The organism is Dyella sp. S184, assembly GCF_009766065.1.
GTDB lineage: Bacteria > Pseudomonadota > Gammaproteobacteria > Xanthomonadales > Rhodanobacteraceae > Rhodanobacter.
Window position 1 is genome coordinate 561,560 of record NZ_LMUE01000009.1, and the last position, 15,537, is coordinate 577,096.

17 protein-coding genes are annotated in these 15,537 nt (G+C 63.1%); 6 read left to right on the forward strand and 11 right to left on the reverse strand.

Annotation, left to right across the window (positions count from 1 at the left end; genetic code table 11):
- Positions 1-273: 273 nt before the first annotated feature.
- The 4 genes from GSQ75_RS14795 to grxD all read right to left on the reverse strand — a co-directional run bounded on the left by GSQ75_RS14795 (position 274) and on the right by grxD (position 3,867).
- Positions 274-1,986, reverse strand: a complete 1,713-nt coding sequence (locus tag GSQ75_RS14795; protein WP_158755612.1) for a GNAT family N-acyltransferase — start codon at positions 1,984-1,986, stop codon at positions 274-276.
- Between the two features lie 116 nt (positions 1,987-2,102).
- Complete coding sequence (locus GSQ75_RS14800) at positions 2,103-2,702, reverse strand: YhgN family NAAT transporter (protein ID WP_158755795.1); 600 nt, start codon at positions 2,700-2,702, stop codon at positions 2,103-2,105.
- 74 nt (positions 2,703-2,776) lie between these two features.
- Positions 2,777-3,544 (reverse strand): SDR family NAD(P)-dependent oxidoreductase, encoded by a 768-nt coding sequence (locus GSQ75_RS14805; protein WP_158755613.1) that lies wholly within the window; start codon positions 3,542-3,544, stop codon positions 2,777-2,779.
- On the reverse strand, positions 3,544-3,867 hold the full coding sequence (grxD, locus tag GSQ75_RS14810; RefSeq protein WP_158755796.1) for a Grx4 family monothiol glutaredoxin: 324 nt from the start codon (positions 3,865-3,867) through the stop codon (positions 3,544-3,546). Before grxD ends, GSQ75_RS14805 begins: the two co-directional genes overlap by 1 nt.
- A 111-nt stretch (positions 3,868-3,978) precedes the next feature.
- On the opposite strand from grxD, the gene GSQ75_RS14815 reads away from it, so the two are divergent.
- Positions 3,979-4,557 carry a Fe-Mn family superoxide dismutase gene (locus GSQ75_RS14815; RefSeq protein ID WP_158755614.1) on the forward strand — a complete coding sequence of 193 codons (579 nt, stop codon included), beginning with the start codon at positions 3,979-3,981 and terminating at the stop codon, positions 4,555-4,557.
- A gap of 68 nt (positions 4,558-4,625) precedes the next feature.
- Here GSQ75_RS14815 and GSQ75_RS14820 read toward each other — a convergent pair whose 3' ends face one another.
- Both GSQ75_RS14820 and purE read right to left on the reverse strand, forming a co-directional pair.
- Positions 4,626-5,780 carry a 5-(carboxyamino)imidazole ribonucleotide synthase gene (locus GSQ75_RS14820; protein ID WP_158755615.1) on the reverse strand — a complete coding sequence of 385 codons (1,155 nt, stop codon included), beginning with the start codon at positions 5,778-5,780 and terminating at the stop codon, positions 4,626-4,628.
- Positions 5,777-6,280 (reverse strand): 5-(carboxyamino)imidazole ribonucleotide mutase, encoded by a 504-nt coding sequence (gene purE, locus GSQ75_RS14825; protein WP_158755616.1) that lies wholly within the window; start codon positions 6,278-6,280, stop codon positions 5,777-5,779. Before purE ends, GSQ75_RS14820 begins: the two co-directional genes overlap by 4 nt.
- A 69-nt stretch (positions 6,281-6,349) precedes the next feature.
- On the opposite strand from purE, the gene GSQ75_RS14830 reads away from it, so the two are divergent.
- The 4 genes from GSQ75_RS14830 to GSQ75_RS14845 all read left to right on the forward strand — a co-directional run bounded on the left by GSQ75_RS14830 (position 6,350) and on the right by GSQ75_RS14845 (position 10,359).
- Positions 6,350-6,622, forward strand: a complete 273-nt coding sequence (locus GSQ75_RS14830; RefSeq protein ID WP_158755617.1) for a Trm112 family protein — start codon at positions 6,350-6,352, stop codon at positions 6,620-6,622.
- 125 nt (positions 6,623-6,747) lie between these two features.
- Positions 6,748-9,048 carry a DUF1631 domain-containing protein gene (locus tag GSQ75_RS14835; RefSeq protein WP_158755618.1) on the forward strand — a complete coding sequence of 767 codons (2,301 nt, stop codon included), beginning with the start codon at positions 6,748-6,750 and terminating at the stop codon, positions 9,046-9,048.
- Positions 9,045-9,896: a carboxylating nicotinate-nucleotide diphosphorylase gene (gene nadC, locus GSQ75_RS14840; RefSeq protein ID WP_158755619.1), complete on the forward strand. Its 852-nt coding sequence runs from the start codon at positions 9,045-9,047 to the stop codon at positions 9,894-9,896. The genes GSQ75_RS14835 and nadC overlap by 4 nt, the downstream gene beginning before the upstream one ends.
- Before the next feature lie 52 nt (positions 9,897-9,948).
- The gene (locus GSQ75_RS14845; RefSeq protein WP_158755620.1) at positions 9,949-10,359 is read left to right on the forward strand and encodes a DUF3301 domain-containing protein; all 411 of its coding nucleotides are present in this window, start codon (positions 9,949-9,951) and stop codon (positions 10,357-10,359) included.
- A gap of 38 nt (positions 10,360-10,397) precedes the next feature.
- Here the strand turns inward: GSQ75_RS14845 and GSQ75_RS14850 are convergent, their stop codons facing one another.
- The 5 genes from GSQ75_RS14850 to petA all read right to left on the reverse strand — a co-directional run bounded on the left by GSQ75_RS14850 (position 10,398) and on the right by petA (position 14,197).
- Positions 10,398-10,853 (reverse strand): ClpXP protease specificity-enhancing factor, encoded by a 456-nt coding sequence (locus GSQ75_RS14850; protein ID WP_254058596.1) that lies wholly within the window; start codon positions 10,851-10,853, stop codon positions 10,398-10,400.
- Positions 10,840-11,478, reverse strand: a complete 639-nt coding sequence (locus tag GSQ75_RS14855) for a glutathione S-transferase N-terminal domain-containing protein (RefSeq protein ID WP_158755621.1) — start codon at positions 11,476-11,478, stop codon at positions 10,840-10,842. The genes GSQ75_RS14850 and GSQ75_RS14855 overlap by 14 nt, the downstream gene beginning before the upstream one ends.
- Positions 11,479-11,548: 70 nt before the next feature.
- Positions 11,549-12,277, reverse strand: coding sequence for a cytochrome c1 (locus tag GSQ75_RS14860; protein WP_158755798.1), 729 nt, complete (start codon positions 12,275-12,277; stop codon positions 11,549-11,551).
- 13 nt (positions 12,278-12,290) lie between these two features.
- Complete coding sequence (locus GSQ75_RS14865) at positions 12,291-13,592, reverse strand: cytochrome bc complex cytochrome b subunit (protein ID WP_158755622.1); 1,302 nt, start codon at positions 13,590-13,592, stop codon at positions 12,291-12,293.
- Positions 13,592-14,197 (reverse strand): ubiquinol-cytochrome c reductase iron-sulfur subunit, encoded by a 606-nt coding sequence (gene petA, locus GSQ75_RS14870; protein WP_158755623.1) that lies wholly within the window; start codon positions 14,195-14,197, stop codon positions 13,592-13,594. Before petA ends, GSQ75_RS14865 begins: the two co-directional genes overlap by 1 nt.
- Positions 14,198-14,354: 157 nt before the next feature.
- Between petA and GSQ75_RS14875 the strand changes: the two genes are divergently transcribed.
- Positions 14,355-15,536: a trypsin-like peptidase domain-containing protein gene (locus tag GSQ75_RS14875; RefSeq protein WP_158755624.1), complete on the forward strand. Its 1,182-nt coding sequence runs from the start codon at positions 14,355-14,357 to the stop codon at positions 15,534-15,536.
- Position 15,537: the final 1 nt, after the last annotated feature.

Consider the following 15,537-nt stretch of genomic DNA (forward strand, 5'->3'; position numbering starts at 1 on the left):
GAAAGCTCTCCGCTATTGTCTTAGTTTTACCTTACAACAATTTTACAACATTTCCAGTCGTCGACGATTGGCTTGAATGGCTATGCCATTTGCCACGGCAGGCCATAACGCACCGCCACGACCAGTGCCATGTCCTCATCCTGATGTCCCGTACATCATGGTCAGCGCTGGGCGCGACAGTCCTTTCGCCGATAGCACTTTCTGAGATCGCCACCCATCTCCGTGTACTGAGGCTGGCAATCACCGCACCGACCTGCCGAAGTACGGCTGCAATCAGACCGACTTGCCCAGATAACGCGCACGCTTGGCTGGCTTGAGCGCGGCAAGATCGAGCATCACCAGCCCGTCCACGCAGCCGGAGAAATCCGGATCCTCACCAAAATCGAGGAATTGCACGCCCGCGGGTTCGACCAAGTCGACATACTGCCGATAGAGCACCGGCAAGCTGACACCCAGCGCATCGAGATGATGCTTGAGCTTGCCCAGGCCAGCGGCGGCGTCGAGGCCTTCCAGTGCCAGCTGTACACCGCGGCTTACTTCAGCCGAAACCACGAAGGGCTGCCTCGCCGCCGCCAGCCCCGGAGCACCAAAATAATGCTGATGTGCCGCAGCAATCCATTCGCGCGCCTCACGCGGCAAGCTCACCGACATGCTGACCGGGCCGAACAAATAACGCAGCTCTGGATGGCGCTGCAGGTACAGGCCGATGCCCTGCCACAACTGGTCCAGGGCACGCGAGCGCCAGTACGCCGGTGCGATGAAACTACGGCCAAGCTCCAGCCCTTGCGCCAAACGGGACTCCAGCGCCGGCGAGTAATTGAACAAGCTTGAGGTATACAGCCCGGCCATGCCGTGCTCGGCAAGCAGCCGGCCACCATGGCCAAAACGATAGGAGCCAACAATCCGCAAGGCCTGCGGATCCCACAACACCAGATGCTCGTAATGCGGATCGCAGGCATCCAGATCACGCCGCGCACCGGTGCCCTCACCGACCTTGCGGAAAGTCAACTCACGCAACCGGCCGATCTCGCGCAATACCACGCTGTCGACGGCGCCCTTGAACAACAGCAGCTGCTTGCTGTCGTTGAGATCAGTCAGTTTCTCAGCCTTTGCCAGTTCGGCAGCGACCTGTCCGGCTGGTTCCGGATGCGCCAGCGGTGCCTGCCCGCCAAAGATCAGGCCACGATGCCGTCCCACCCGATAAACATGCCGACGCATGAGCTTGGCAGCCTGCGTCGGCGAACCCCCGCTGCGCTGCTCGAGTTCACTGGCCGCAATCAGCGCGCCGATGCTGAAACCGATTCGACGGCTACCCGATGCCACTGCCTCGCGCGGCAGCATCGCCGTACTCAAAGGTTTGGCCAGCATCGACATGCCATAGAACATTGTCGAATTGCGCGCGGCAACATGGACTGGCAAGACCGGCACTTTGCGGCGCAGCGACAACCGCGCAAAACCCTCCGACCAACGCCCGTCGCGCACACCATCGGCACGCACCCGCGATACCTCGCCCGCCGGGAACACGATCAACGCCTCGCCGTTGTCCAGTGCACGGTAGATGCCACGCAGACGTGAAGCAGTCCCCTTGCCAAACACGTCCACCGGCAACAGCAGCCGGCCCAATTGTGGAACCGTTGCCAACCAGTCGTTGCCGAGAATACGCACGTCCGTGCGTACCGAGCTGATCAACTGCAGCAGCGCCAGCGCATCCTGCATACCCAAGGGGTGATTGGCCACCACCAGCAGCGGGCCATCCACCGGAATGTGCTCGCGTTCGCGTGAATTGACGTGATAGCTGGTACCGAGCACGTCCAGCACGCGCTCGACGAAATCAAAGCCGGTAGCCGTGCCGACCCGATCCAGTACGCGATTGAAACCATCCTCGTCGGCCAGTCGCCCGAGCACACCTGCCATCGGGCGACGAATGCCGGGATATTGCGCCAGCCAGGGCAGGCGCTCGACCAGAGACTGCTCGATACTCAGCATGACCGCGTCCTCGAATCGACTTCCTCCATCGTGAGGGTCGAATGTGACAAGCGGTCGATGACATCGATGCCTAGTGACTCTCTATGCCGTGGAAACACCGCTCCAGGCGATCAGGTTCAGACGGCCAGATGCAGGAACGACGCCACGCCAGCCATGAACATCTGCACCGACAACGCAATCAGCAACATGCCCATCACGCGCTCCAGTGCAGTCAACACGCTCTCGCCGAGCCAGCGGAACAGATAGGTGGCGCTGAGCAGGATCACCGAAGTGGCAAGCCATGCCAGCAGTAGCGCAATCACCCAGTCGGCAGTACGACCTGGCTGCGTGTTGGTCAGCAGCAATAGCGCCGCCATCGCGGACGGACCAGCCACGCCGGGGATCGCCATCGGTACGATGAACGGCTCTCCTTCGCCCGGTTTGCCAAAGATGCCGCCACCATCAGTCGGTGGAAACACCATCTTGATGCCGATCAGGAACAGCACGATGCCACCGGCGATGCTGATCGAATCCGGCTTCAATTGCAGCAACTGCAACAGGTGCTGGCCGCCAAACAAAAAGGCCAGCAAGACGCCCAGCGCGATCAGCAGTTCGCGCACCATCACCCGACGACGGCGCTTGGGTGGCACGTGCTTGAGCAGGCTCAGGAAGAACGGGATGTTGCCCAGCGGATCCATGATCAGAAACAACATGATTCCCGCGGACAACGTGGTCATCTGCGTTTCCATCTCGACTCCATCCTAAGTGGGGCCAGCACCGCGCCGACGATATCCGATATCAGTGAATTCTTTCAGTCGACGCGCAGATCCAGCACTGCGCCGCGCGCCGCCATGGCCTGTGCGCTGAGCAGATAGATGGCTGCCGCGGCCGTGGCACCCGGCGGCGGCCGCTGCATGATGTCCTCGCCGAAATACGCCTGACGTCGCAGCGCCGTGCGCATCGGTGCCGGCAGCAGCGCATGCGTGCGCAGCGGACCATTGTCGGTTTCTTCATGCAGGATCGCCACGAAGCGCTCCAGCGCGGCCTTCGACACGCCATAACCGCCCCAATGCGCACGCTGCAACAACTCGGGGTTGTCCAGCACGAACACCACCGAGCTATCGCTGGCCTGATTCAGCAGCGGCAAGCAAGCCTGGGTCAGCGCAAACGGCGCCGACACGTTCACATGCAAGGCGCGCAGCCAGTCGTCCGGCTTGTGCATCGCGATCGGGGTCAGCCCGGTGAAACTGGCGGCGCAATGCACGATGCCGTCGAGCCGGCCAAAGTCACGTTCCAGCCCCTCGGCCAGCGCGGTGTACTCGCGCGGCGTAGCCACTTCCATGTCCAGCGGATGGATTACCGGCTCGGACAGCCCTTCGGCCAGCATCGCGTCATACAGCTGCTCAAGCTGGCGCTTGCGCTTGCCCGTCACCACCACGGTGGCACCGGCACGCGATGCCGCACGCGCCACCGCGCCGCCCAGACCGCCATAGGCGCCAGTCACCAGCACTACGCGATCGGCCAGGGTGTCGGCGCACGCCATCCAGGCCGCCGGCAAGCGGGCAACAGGCAAGCTCATCAATGCGCCACTCCGGCCACGTCGCTGGCCATGCGGGCCAGCTCACCGGCGGAGTTCAGATCCTCGATGATGTCGCAACCGCCAATCAATTCGCCCTGGATAAACAGTTGCGGGAAGGTCGGCCAATTGGCGAAATGCGGCAACGCGGCGCGCACCTGCGGCTCGGCCAGCACATTTACCGCATGGAATGTCACACCGGCTTCGGACAACGCTTGCGCAGCGCGGCTGGAAAAACCGCACATCGGGAATTCGGGCGTGCCTTTCATGAAAAGCACGATGGGATGTTCGGCCAGTGTCGACCTGATTTGTTCGTTGATGTCCATAGCGCAGCGTTTCATCTTTACAATGCAGACAGACCGATATTGTATCAGTCAGCCGCCGGCTGCCGCCCGCTGCGCCGGCCCATCTCCCCAGCCACCGTCAAGGAGCCACTCATGGCGATCGAACTTCCCCCGCTTCCGTACGAGAAGAACGCACTGGAGCCGCACATTTCCGCCGAAACGCTTGAATATCACTACGGCAAGCATCACCAGGCCTATGTGACCAACCTCAACAAGCTGATCGAAGGCACCGAGTTCGCCGGCGCCTCGCTTGAAGAGATCATCAAGAAATCGTCCGGTGGTGTGTTCAACAACGCCGCGCAGGTGTGGAACCACACGTTCTACTGGAACTCGATGAGCCCCAAGGGTGGCGGTGCACCGGCCGGCAAGCTCGCCGACGCGATCACCAAGGCGTTTGGCTCGTTCGACAAGTTCAAGGAAGAGTTCACCAAGTCGGCGACCGGCAACTTCGGCTCCGGCTGGACTTGGCTGGTGCAGCGGCCGGACGGCTCGCTCGGCATCGTCAACACGTCGAATGCGGCCACGCCGATCACCGGCAGCGACAAGCCGCTGTTCACTGCCGACGTGTGGGAACACGCCTATTACATCGACTATCGCAACCTTCGCCCGAAATATGTGGAAGCGTTCTGGAACCTGGTGAACTGGGACTTCGCGGCCAGCAACCTGGCCTGATTCGTCCGCAGCAACAAAAAACGGAGCCTTCGCGGCTCCGTTTTTTGTTGCTGCTACCCAACCCGAACTCAGCCGAGCAGCTGCAACACCGGCGCAGCCTGCGCCTTGCGCCCAAGCAGGTCGGCCAGCACGGCCAGTCGGATGCCTAACTGCGCGGCATCCGGCGCGCACAACGTGGCATGGCCCACCTTGCGCCCGGGTCGCGCCTGCTTGCCGTAATCGTGCCAATGCGCATCGACGGCATGCAGTACCGGCGCCGCCTCGGGCAGTTCACCGATCCAGTTGAACATCGTCGACACACCGCGCGCGCCGGTGTCGCCCAGCGGCAGACCAAGCACCGCGCGCACATGGTTCTCGAACTGGCTGGTATGCGCGCCTTCGATGGTCCAGTGACCGGAGTTGTGCACCCGTGGCGCCATCTCGTTGCCGAGCAGTTCGCCATTCTTGACGAACAGCTCCAGTGCGAACACGCCCACGTAATCCAGCCGTTCGGCCAGCGTGCGTGCCAGTGTCGTGGCGCGCTGCTGCAACTGCTCGATATCCGGCGCCGGTGCCAGACTCATCGCCAGCACGCCGTCGGTATGCCAGTTGCGAGTCAGCGGCCAAGTGCGGAAATCGCCATCGCGCCCACGCACCGCAATCACGGACAGCTCGCGCTCGAACGGCACGAACGCTTCCAGGATCAGGCCATGCTTCGATGCCTGTGCGCCAAGCGCCGCCCATGCGGCGTCGGCATCCGCCACGCTGCTGAGGCGAAACTGGCCTTTGCCGTCGTAGCCGAGTCGGCGGGTCTTGAGGATCGCCGGCGCACCGATCGCCGCGAGTGCCTGATCCAGTCCCGCACGCGTATCCACCGCCATGAACTCGGGCGTTCGCAAGCCGCATTCAAGGAACAGGGTTTTCTCGGCCAGTCGATCCTGCGCCACCGCCAATGCCTGCGGTGCCGGCGACACCATCACCCGCGCGGCCAGCCAGTGCGCCGTCTCGGCCGGCACGTTCTCGAAATCGAAAGTGACTACGTCGACCTCTGCTGCGAAAGCCTCCAGCGCGGCATAGTCAGCCCAGTCGGCCACTACCAGCGGCGCGACCTGCCCCGCGCAGGCATCGGCCGAGCTGTCCACCACCAAGGTCTTCACGCCCAGCGGTGCCGCCGCCAGCGCCAGCATGCGCGCCAGCTGGCCACCACCCAGGATGCCCAATACGGGTTGGCGCCGATCGTTCATTGACGCGGATCCGGCTGCTCCAGGACCGCCTGGGTCTGGCGTGTGCGCCAGGCCTCCAGTACCGTGGCCAGCGCGGAGTCGTGCAGAGCCAGCACCGCGGCCGCCAGCAAACCGGCGTTCACCGCCCCGGCCCGGCCAATCGCCAAGGTACCTACCGGGATACCGGCTGGCATCTGTGCGATCGAGAGTAGTGAATCCATGCCGTTGAGGGCCTTCGACTGCACCGGCACGCCAAACACCGGCAGCCGGGTCTTGGCTGCCAACATGCCGGGCAGATGCGCGGCGCCGCCAGCACCGGCGATGATGATCTGGATACCACGCGCCACTGCCTTCTCGGCATAGCTGAACAGCAGATCCGGCGTGCGATGCGCGGAGACGACCTGCACCTCATGCGGCACGCCCAACTCGGTCAGCACATCGGCCGCATGCTGCATGGTGTCCCAGTCCGAACGCGACCCCATCACCACGCCAACACGGGGCGCCTTGGTTGTTCCTGTCATGGCCCAGCCATCCAAAAACGGCTATTGTACGGTCTTTAATCCTGCCCCGGCACACGCCAAATAGCCATTATGGACAAGCGTCTACTCGACATCCTGTGCTGCCCAGTCAGCAAAACGCCGGTGCGCCCGCTGAGCAAGCACGAGCTCGATGCCCTGAATGACGCGATCGCGGCCGGCAAGGTGGATTCCGTCGCCGGCGTAGGCATCCGTGAGCGGGTGACCGAGGCGCTGATCACCACTGACCGCAAGGTGATCTACCGGATCGAGGACGGCATTCCGGTGATGTTGCCGGAGGAAGGCATCGGCACCCTGCAACTGACGGCCTTCCCTGTCACGCCGTAAAATCCTGCGAACCATGACTCGCTGCGGCCCGCGCATGACACGGACACACGCTTTGACTTATCGTCAGTATCCGTGCGGCACATCGGTTGGTTCAGCCGCACTAGCAATGCTTCAGGGGGTTGGCGATGAGCGAAGCCAGTGATCCATCCAGAGTTGTCAACTTGAGCCAGCGGATGGACCCCGCCAGCGAGCGTGTGGGCGAGCTGCTCAACGCGGTGCGTGGCATTGCCAACCGGCGGCTGCAGCAATGGGTCGGCAACGCCTTCGAACATGTCGATGACGCGCTGTTCGACCTGGCCGAGAAGGCCGAAAACAACGCCGCCCAGATGCACTACTTCGACGGCATGCGCGAAGTACGCAAGCGCCGCCCGGCGGTGGAGCGCAACTTCCTCGGCGCGATCAGCCGGCATCTCGGCGAACTGACCCATCCTGCGCAGCAGCAAAGCGTGCCCACGCCGGCAACCCCCGGCACCGTCGAGCTGTCACTGGTGGCCGACAACGAACTGGAAGAGTCGCTGGCCATCACCAGCATGATCAGCAAGAACGAATCGCGCCTGTCGCGCGACCTGTTCTCGGTGAACCAGCGACTGTCGGTGATCTGCGGTGGCCACAAGATCGACGACACCAGCAACCCGGTGGCACCGGCCATCCTGTCGCAGGCATTTCGCCTCGCGCTGCAGGAGCTCAGCGCGGACATGCGCGTCAAGCTGATCATCTACAAGCTGTTCGATCGCTACCTGCTGTCGTCGCTGGAAGAGCTCTACCAGGAAATCAACACCGAACTGGCCCGCGCGGGCGTGCTCCCGCAACTGCGGCACGAGATCGTGCGCGGTAGTGGTGCGAAAGCTGCCGCCACTGCTAGCAGCAACGCACAAGCTGCCGGGGCGGCGGCGGAAACTGCCGAGGAAGCCGGCGAGATACCGAGCGACCTGTTGCAGACCCTGCATGCGCTGTTCAGTGCCCGCCGCGGTTCCACCGGTGCCACCGTTGTTGGCAGTGGTGGGATGCCGGCGATGCCAAGCGGCCCGTTGCCTTCGGCAAACGAATTGCTTGGTGCACTCAGCGTGTTGCAAAGCCAGATCGCCAGTGCCGGCCCGTTGCCTTACGCACAGCCCAACGACGCGATCGAACTCAGCCGCGAAGTCATGCAGCTGAAGGGACAGCTGCTGAGCCAGATTGGCGCCTTGCGTGGCGAACGTCCAAGCCATGTAGCCACCATCGATGAAGACACCATCGACCTGGTCGGCATGCTGTTCGAATTCATTCTGGAGGACCGCAACCTCCCCGCCGAGATGCAAGTGTTGCTGGCACGGTTGCAGATCCCCTATCTCAAGGCGGCGATCCTCGACCGCAAGATGTTTGCACATCGCCAGCACCCGGCGCGCCGGCTGCTGGACGGTCTGGCCGAGCAGGCCAAGAGCTGGTCGGAGGAATCCGATCGTGACCGTCGCCTGCACGACAAGGTAAAAACGATCGTCGAGCAATTGCTGCACGATTTCGACGACGACATGGGCATCTTCGAGCGCCTGTTGGCCGACCTGCAGCAGTTCCAGGACGTCAACAAGCGGCGTTCCGAACTGGCCGAACAACGCGTGGCCGAATCCACCCGCGGACGCGAGAAGCTGGAGCAGGCGCGCCGCCGTGCCGCCCGTGAAATCCTCGACCGCATCGGCGAACACAAACTTCCACCACTGGTGCATGGCGTGCTGGCACGCGCATGGGCCAATCATCTGGTGCTGACCCTGCTGCGCCAGGGCGAGGCTTCGCCCGAGTACAGGAGCGCACTGCACTTCGTCGACGATCTCATCGTCAGCACACGCCCCGCGCAGGATCCGGAAAGCCGGCAACGACTGCGGCAGATGATTCCCAGCATCGAACGCGCGCTGCGCATGGGCCTGACCAATGTGGCTTTCCAGGAACACGACATCGATCGCCTGCTGAGCCAGTTGCATGCCTACTACCGGCAGCAGCTCGGTGAAACGGCAGAGACTGGCGAGACCGTCATCGTCGACGAGGACACCGCGATGCTGGCGATCCCGGACAGCATCCAGCCGGTCATCGACCGCGACGCCGAGCTGGATGAACACGTGGACGACGACGCCGTCGTGGTGCCACCAGATAGCCCCGAATGGCAGCAGGTCCAGGCCTTGCAGCCGGGTACCTGGCTCGAGTTCAGTCACGTCGAGGAGGCGATGACCCGCGCCAAGCTGTCGTGGATCAGCCCGATGAGCGGACGCTATCTGTTCGTCAACCGGCGCGGCCTGAAAGTAGCCGACTACTCGCCACAGGAGTTGGCTGCCTTGCTGATCGACGGCCACGCCCGCGTACTCGCCGCCAATGCGCTGTTCGATCGCGCGCTGAGCGCCATCGTCGGCCGACTCAGCCAGACAGATAGCCCTCCTGCACCTGCCACGGATACCGAATGAGTCCACCGTCTACGGCACCGGATGCCACCTTGGTCGCCGCCGATATCGAGCGCGCCTTCGCCGAGGACCTGGGCCAGGGCGACGCGACTGCCGAATTGCTGCCGATCGATGCCCGTGCGCAGGCCGAACTGACCTGTCGCGACTCGGCGGTGATTGCCGGCACGGCATGGTTCGATGCCTGCTTCCGCAAGCTGGACCCGGCCGTACGGATCGACTGGCAGACGCATGACGGGCAGCGGGTCGATGCCGGCAAGATCATCTGTCGCCTGTCTGGCCATGCCCGTTCGCTGGTCAGTGCCGAGCGCTCCGCGCTGAACTTCCTGCAATTGCTGTCCGGCACCGCCACGGTAACCGCCGATTATGTAGCCGCCGTCGCCGGTACCGGCGTGCGCATTCTGGACACCCGCAAGACCGTACCCGGCCTGCGCCTCGCGCAGAAGTACGCGGTACGCTGCGGCGGTGGCTACAACCACCGCATCGGCTTGTACGACGCGATCCTGATCAAGGAAAACCACATCATCACTGCCGGCAGCATTACTGCCGCGGTGCAGGCGGCGCGTCGGCTGCACCCGAACCTGTTGCTGGAGGTCGAGGTGGAAAACCTCGATGAGCTGGCGCAGGCGCTGGATGCAGGCGTGGATCGGATCATGCTGGACAACTTCAGCCTGCCGCAGATGACCACAGCTGTGCAGCTCGCGGCCGGCCGCGTGCCACTGGAAGTATCCGGCAACGTCACTCTGCAGACGATCGGTGCGTTTGCCCAAACCGGCGTGGATTTCATCTCGGTGGGCGCACTGACCAAGCATGTGCGTGCAGTCGACCTGTCGCTACGGCTGCAGCTGACCTGATCCAGCTATTCACTGGCTTGCACACGGGCACCTGCGCCCACACACTGTTGGCATGAGTGATGTTTCCAACCTGCTGCTGTTGCTGGTGCTGGGCGCGATCGTCGGGCTGTGGCTGAAGCTCAGCGTCGCGCGTGAGCGCGCAATGCGGGAAGCACGGCAGCAATGCCAGCAGCATGGTCTGCAGCTGCTGGACGAGACGGTCGGCCTGCGCGGCGTGCGTCTTCGCCGCGTCAATGGCCTGCACCGGCTCGAACGCTGCTACAGCTTCGAGGTAAGCATCGACGGACACGACCGCGAACCCGGTCGCCTGTGGATGCTCGGCGACTCGCTGAGCAGCCTGAGTCTGCCAACGATCGAATTGCTGCCACCGCATGAAGCTGCTCCCGGAGCATCCCTGCCCGTCCCGACCAGCAATGTCGTGATGCTGCACTCCCGCCCACGCACGGGTGACCGGCTACATTGATCGGCCGGCATGAGCGCCGGCGCAGCATCGCGCAGCCGTTACTTGACCACGCGCAGATGCGGTGCGCCACGCTTGGGCTTGTCACCGCCAGCACCGGGCGCAGGTGGCGTGTCGTCGGGTTCCGGGGCTGACGGAGGCGGCATGTCACCACCACCCTCTTCTTCATCAGCCGGAAACATCATGCCCTGCCCATTTTCCTGGGCATACAACGCCAGGATTGCCTGCACCGGGATGTGGATGGTCTGGCTGGCACCGGAAAAGCGCGCCTGGAAACTGACCCACTCGTTGCCCAGATCCAGACTTGCGACCGCACGCATGGCGAGATTGAGCACGACCTGACCGTTCTTGATCACCTGCGGGGGCACCTGCACACCCTTGAAAGTGGCGTCGACCAGCACGTAGGGCGTGAGATTGTTGTCACTGATCCAATCGTAGATCGCCCGCAGCAGGTACGGGCGATTGGAGCTCATCGGCACGGTTTCATTCTTGCTCATGGAGTTGCCGCATTACCTTTTCTTGGTCGGTCATGCTGCGCGCAAAACCCTGGCTGTGGAACAGGCGCTCACCATAATCGATGATCGGCTTGCCTTCACGGCCCAGGTCGACCCCGAGCCAGGGCAGCCGCCAGATTACCGGCGCCACCAGGCAATCGGCCAGGCTCATTTCCGGATTGAGGAAGAATTTTGACGCCTTGAACAGCGGCAAAGTGGACAATAGTTGCTCGCGCAGGCGCTTGCGCGCGGCCTCGACCGGGCGACCACCGGCACGGATGGTATCCACCTCAGGCAGCCAGTCCTTCTCGATGCGCACCGCCGCCACGCGCAGGCGCGCGCGCGATTGCGGGTCGATCGGCATCAGCGGTGGATGCGGGTAACGCTCATCGAGGTATTCGCAGACCACGGCGGTGTCGAACAGGGTGAGATCACGATCGATCAGGGTTGGCGTGCTGGCATAGGGATTGAGGTCGATCAGATCCTCCGGCGGCTTGGCCGGATCGACCAGCACCCGTTCATAGCTGACCCCCTTGGCGGCCAACACCAACCGCGCGCGATGACACTGGATGTCATCCGCCGTGGTGTAGAGCGTCAGTACGGTACGTGAGCGAACGCTTTGAACCATGCGCACTTCCTCATCGATGAGACGACTGCGGCGGCTCGTGGCCGCCGCAGTCGGATGATCCCTGGCGGCGTCAGTGGACGTCCTTCCAGTATTCCTTCTTGAGCATGGCGGCCAGCAAGGTGAAGAACGCCAGGAACAGCAGCACCCAGATGCCGTAATGATGGCGCTGCAAGGCGGCCGGCTCCGAAGCGTATTCCAGGAAGCTGGTCAGGTCACGAGTAGCCTGCTGGTACTGCGCCGGCGTCAGCTTGCCCGGCTTGGTCAATTCCAGTTTCTCCACCTCGTCGGTACCCGGCTTCATCACCGCCGTCTGCATCCCTTGCAGCTCCCACAGCGGGAACGGCATGGCGGCATTCGGCAAGGTGGTGTTGTTCCAGCCGATCGGGCTTTTCGGATCCAGGTAGAACGTATTGAGGTAGGTGTAGACCCAGTCTGCACCCTTCGCACTCACTTCCAACGACAGATCCGGCGGCGCCTTGCCGAACCACTTGCCGGCCGACTCCGGCGGCATGTGCGAAACAATCGGGTCGTCGAACCTGGCGCCGGTGAAATCGAGGTTCTGCATCACTTCCTGTTCGGACAGGCCCAGGTCCTCGGCGATGCGCGAATAACGCACATACTTCAGCGAGTGGCAGCCGACGCAGTAGTTGAAGAACAGCCTGGCGCCACGCTGCAGCGAGGCTTGGTCGCGTACGTCGGAGCCGGACTTGAGCAGCCCGCCTTCGCCTTCGGCGTGCGCCGGCATGGTGCCAACCAGCAGCCCGAGCGCCAGCGCGGCCGAGGAGAGGAAATGCTTCATCGTGATCTGCCGCTTAGTCATGCATCGTCACCCGATCAGGAACCGGCTTGGTCTTTTCCCAGCCGAAATGCGTGTAGGCCCAAAGGAACGCGAAGAAGCCGAAGTAGAGCAGGGTCATCAGACGGCCAAACGCGTTTTCCCAGGTCGTCAGGTCGACATTGCCGAACCACTCGGGGATCACTTCGGCGGTGATGCCGGCTCCGACTGCGCCGAGACCGAGGAACGCGATCACGAACACGCCCAGCGCCACCTTGTAACCGGTGCCGCGGTAGCGGATCGACTTGACCTGGCCGCGGTCGAACCACGGAAACAGGAACAACACGGCTATCGCGCCGAACATCGCCAGCACACCCCACACGGCCGTGCCGAATAACGACGGGATCATGCGCACGATCGCGTAGAACGGAGTGAAGTACCACACCGGCTTGATCTCGGCCGGAGTGACCAGATTGTTGGCCATGATCGAGTTGTCGTGCTCGAGGAACCAGCCACCGAAGGTCGGCGCGAAGAAGATGATGAAGGCCGCGATCAGCAGGAAGAAACCCACGCCGACCAGATCCTTCACCGTGTAGTACGGGTGGAACGGAATGCCGTCGGCCGGCTTCAATGCGTCCCAGCGGTTGCCCTTGGGGCCCTTCTTGATCTCGACGCCATCCGGGTTGTTCGAACCCACTTCGTGCAGCGCGGCGATGTGCAGCACTACCAGCAGCAGCAGCACGAGCGGCAACGCAATCACGTGCAGTGCAAAGAAGCGGTTCAGCGTGGCATCGGCCGGCAGGAAGTCGCCCATGATCCATTCGACCAAGGTGCTGCCGATCACCGGGATGGTGCCGAACAGCGACACGATCACCTTGGCACCCCAGAACGACATGTTGCCCCACGGCAGCACGTAGCCCATGAACGCCTCGGCCATCAGCACCAGGAAGATCAGCATGCCGAGCAGCCACACCAGCTCGCGCGGCTTCTTGTACGAGCCGTACATGATGCCGCGGAACATGTGCAGGAACACCACCACGAAGAACAGCGAGGCGCCGGTGGAATGCATGTAGCGGATCAACCAGCCCCACTCCACGTCACGCATGATGTACTGCACCGAGTCGAAGGCTCCCGCCGCGCTCGGGTTGTAGTTCATGGTGAGGAAGATGCCGGTGACGATCTGGTTGATCAGCACCACGATCGCCAGCGAACCGAAGTAGTACCAGAGATTGAAGTTCTTCGGCGCGTAGTACTCCGTCATGTGCTTGCGGTACATCGGCATCATGTTCGGCGCGCGCTCGGTGACCCAGTCACCGATTTTCGTGAATACGTTGGCCATTACGCAGCTCCCTTCGGATCCACACCAATCTGGATGGTCGAATCGTCAATGAAGTTATATGGCGGGATTTCCATGTTCTTCGGCGCCGGTACCCCTTGATAGACGCGACCGGCCATGTCGTAGCGCGAGTGATGGCACGGGCAGTAATAGCCACCTTGCCAGTTCGGATCGAACGGCTCCGGCTTCATCTCGCCCACGAAGTTCGGTACGCAACCCAGATGGGTGCAGATACCCACCATCACTAGCCACTCGGGCTTGATCGAACGGGTCTCGTTCTGTGCATATTTCGGCTGCTGCGCGGCCGAGCTGCCGTCCGACTTCGGATCGACCAGCCGCGGGTCCTGCTGTGGCAATGCCGCCAACTGGGCCGGCGTGCGATTGACGATAAACACCGGCAGGCTGCGCCAGCCCACGATCAACTGCTGACCAGGCTCGATTTTTTTCAACGACTGGGTAACCGGAGCACCAGCGGCCTTCGCACGCGCGCTGGGTTCCCACGACTTGATGAAGGGCACAGCTGCCGACACGATTCCAAGACCACCAACCACCGCAGTGGTTGCTGTAAGGAAACGGCGGCGGCCGTGATCGACGACTTCGTTCGCCATCAGGCTCTCCGGTACTTGCACATGGTGGGATTTTGGGCCCCGCAAAAATCGCGTTAGTGTAGCGTCAGGCCCTGCCCCGTACAATAAAACCGCATCCCGGCGAAAGCCGATCCGCCGTGACCCTCGCCATGATTTGCCGGAACCCTCTTCTTTCGACATGAAACATGCCGCCGGCACGCTTGCCTTCATCGCCCGCTTCGTCGTCCTCGGCCTGGCGGTAGCGTTCGTGATCAGCCTGTTCTGGCCCGGCAGTGGCGAGCGTCTGCGCGCGCGTTTCGGCCTGACCACGCCGCCGTCCTCATCGACGGCGGTCGCCACGCATACGGTCAACGGCCCGGTTTCATACGCCGACGCGGTGGCCACCGCGGCACCCTCGGTGGTGAACATCTACGCCAACAAGGTCGTCACAGAGCCAGCCGTACGGATGTACGACAACCCGGTGCTGCAGCAATTGTTCGGCGGCCAGCCCACGACTTACCAGCATAGCGAGCAGACCCTCGGCTCCGGCGTCATCGTCAGTGCGCAGGGTCAGGGCTACGTGCTGACCAACAACCACGTGATCGCCCACGCCTCCGACATCCAGGTGCTGCTGTACGACGGTCGCGTCGCCAAGGCCACCCTCGTCGGTGCGGACGAGGAAACCGACCTGGCGGTATTGAAGATCGACGCCAACAATCTGCCGGTGATCCAGATGGCCGACCACCAGTTGCTGCGTGCCGGTGACGTGGTGCTGGCGATCGGCAACCCGCTCGGCCTCAACCAGACCGTGACCATGGGCATCGTCAGTGCCGTGGGGCGCCAGTTGAACAGTACCAGCCCCGAAGAGTTCATCCAGACCGATGCCGCCATCAACCTGGGCAATTCGGGTGGCGCACTCATCAACACCCAGGGTGAGCTGGTCGGCATCAACACCTTGCTGATCAGCAAGACCTCCGGCGCCGAGGGCATCGGCTTCGCGATTCCGGTGGCCACCGCGCGCAAGGTACTGGATCAGCTCATCACTACGGGACACGTCGTGCGCGGCTGGCTGGGCGCCGATTATGCGTTCGTGCCGTTGGCGGCCAACGGCGGCCTGCCGGCAGCGGCGCGCGGCGTCCAGGTCACCGAGGTCGATCCCGGGGGCCCGGCGGCGCAAGCCGGCATCAAGCCCAACGACATCCTGCTGCGCATCGGCAATGACGACATCCTCGATCCAGCCGATCTACGCCGGCGCGAAGCCGCCTTGAAGCCTGGCAGCGTAGTGAAGGTCTCCGGCCTGCGCGATGGAGTCCCGCTCCATGTCGAGGTCACCCTGGTCCAACGACCACCGACAAGCGCCGGGCCCTCGCTCGGCGATTGAT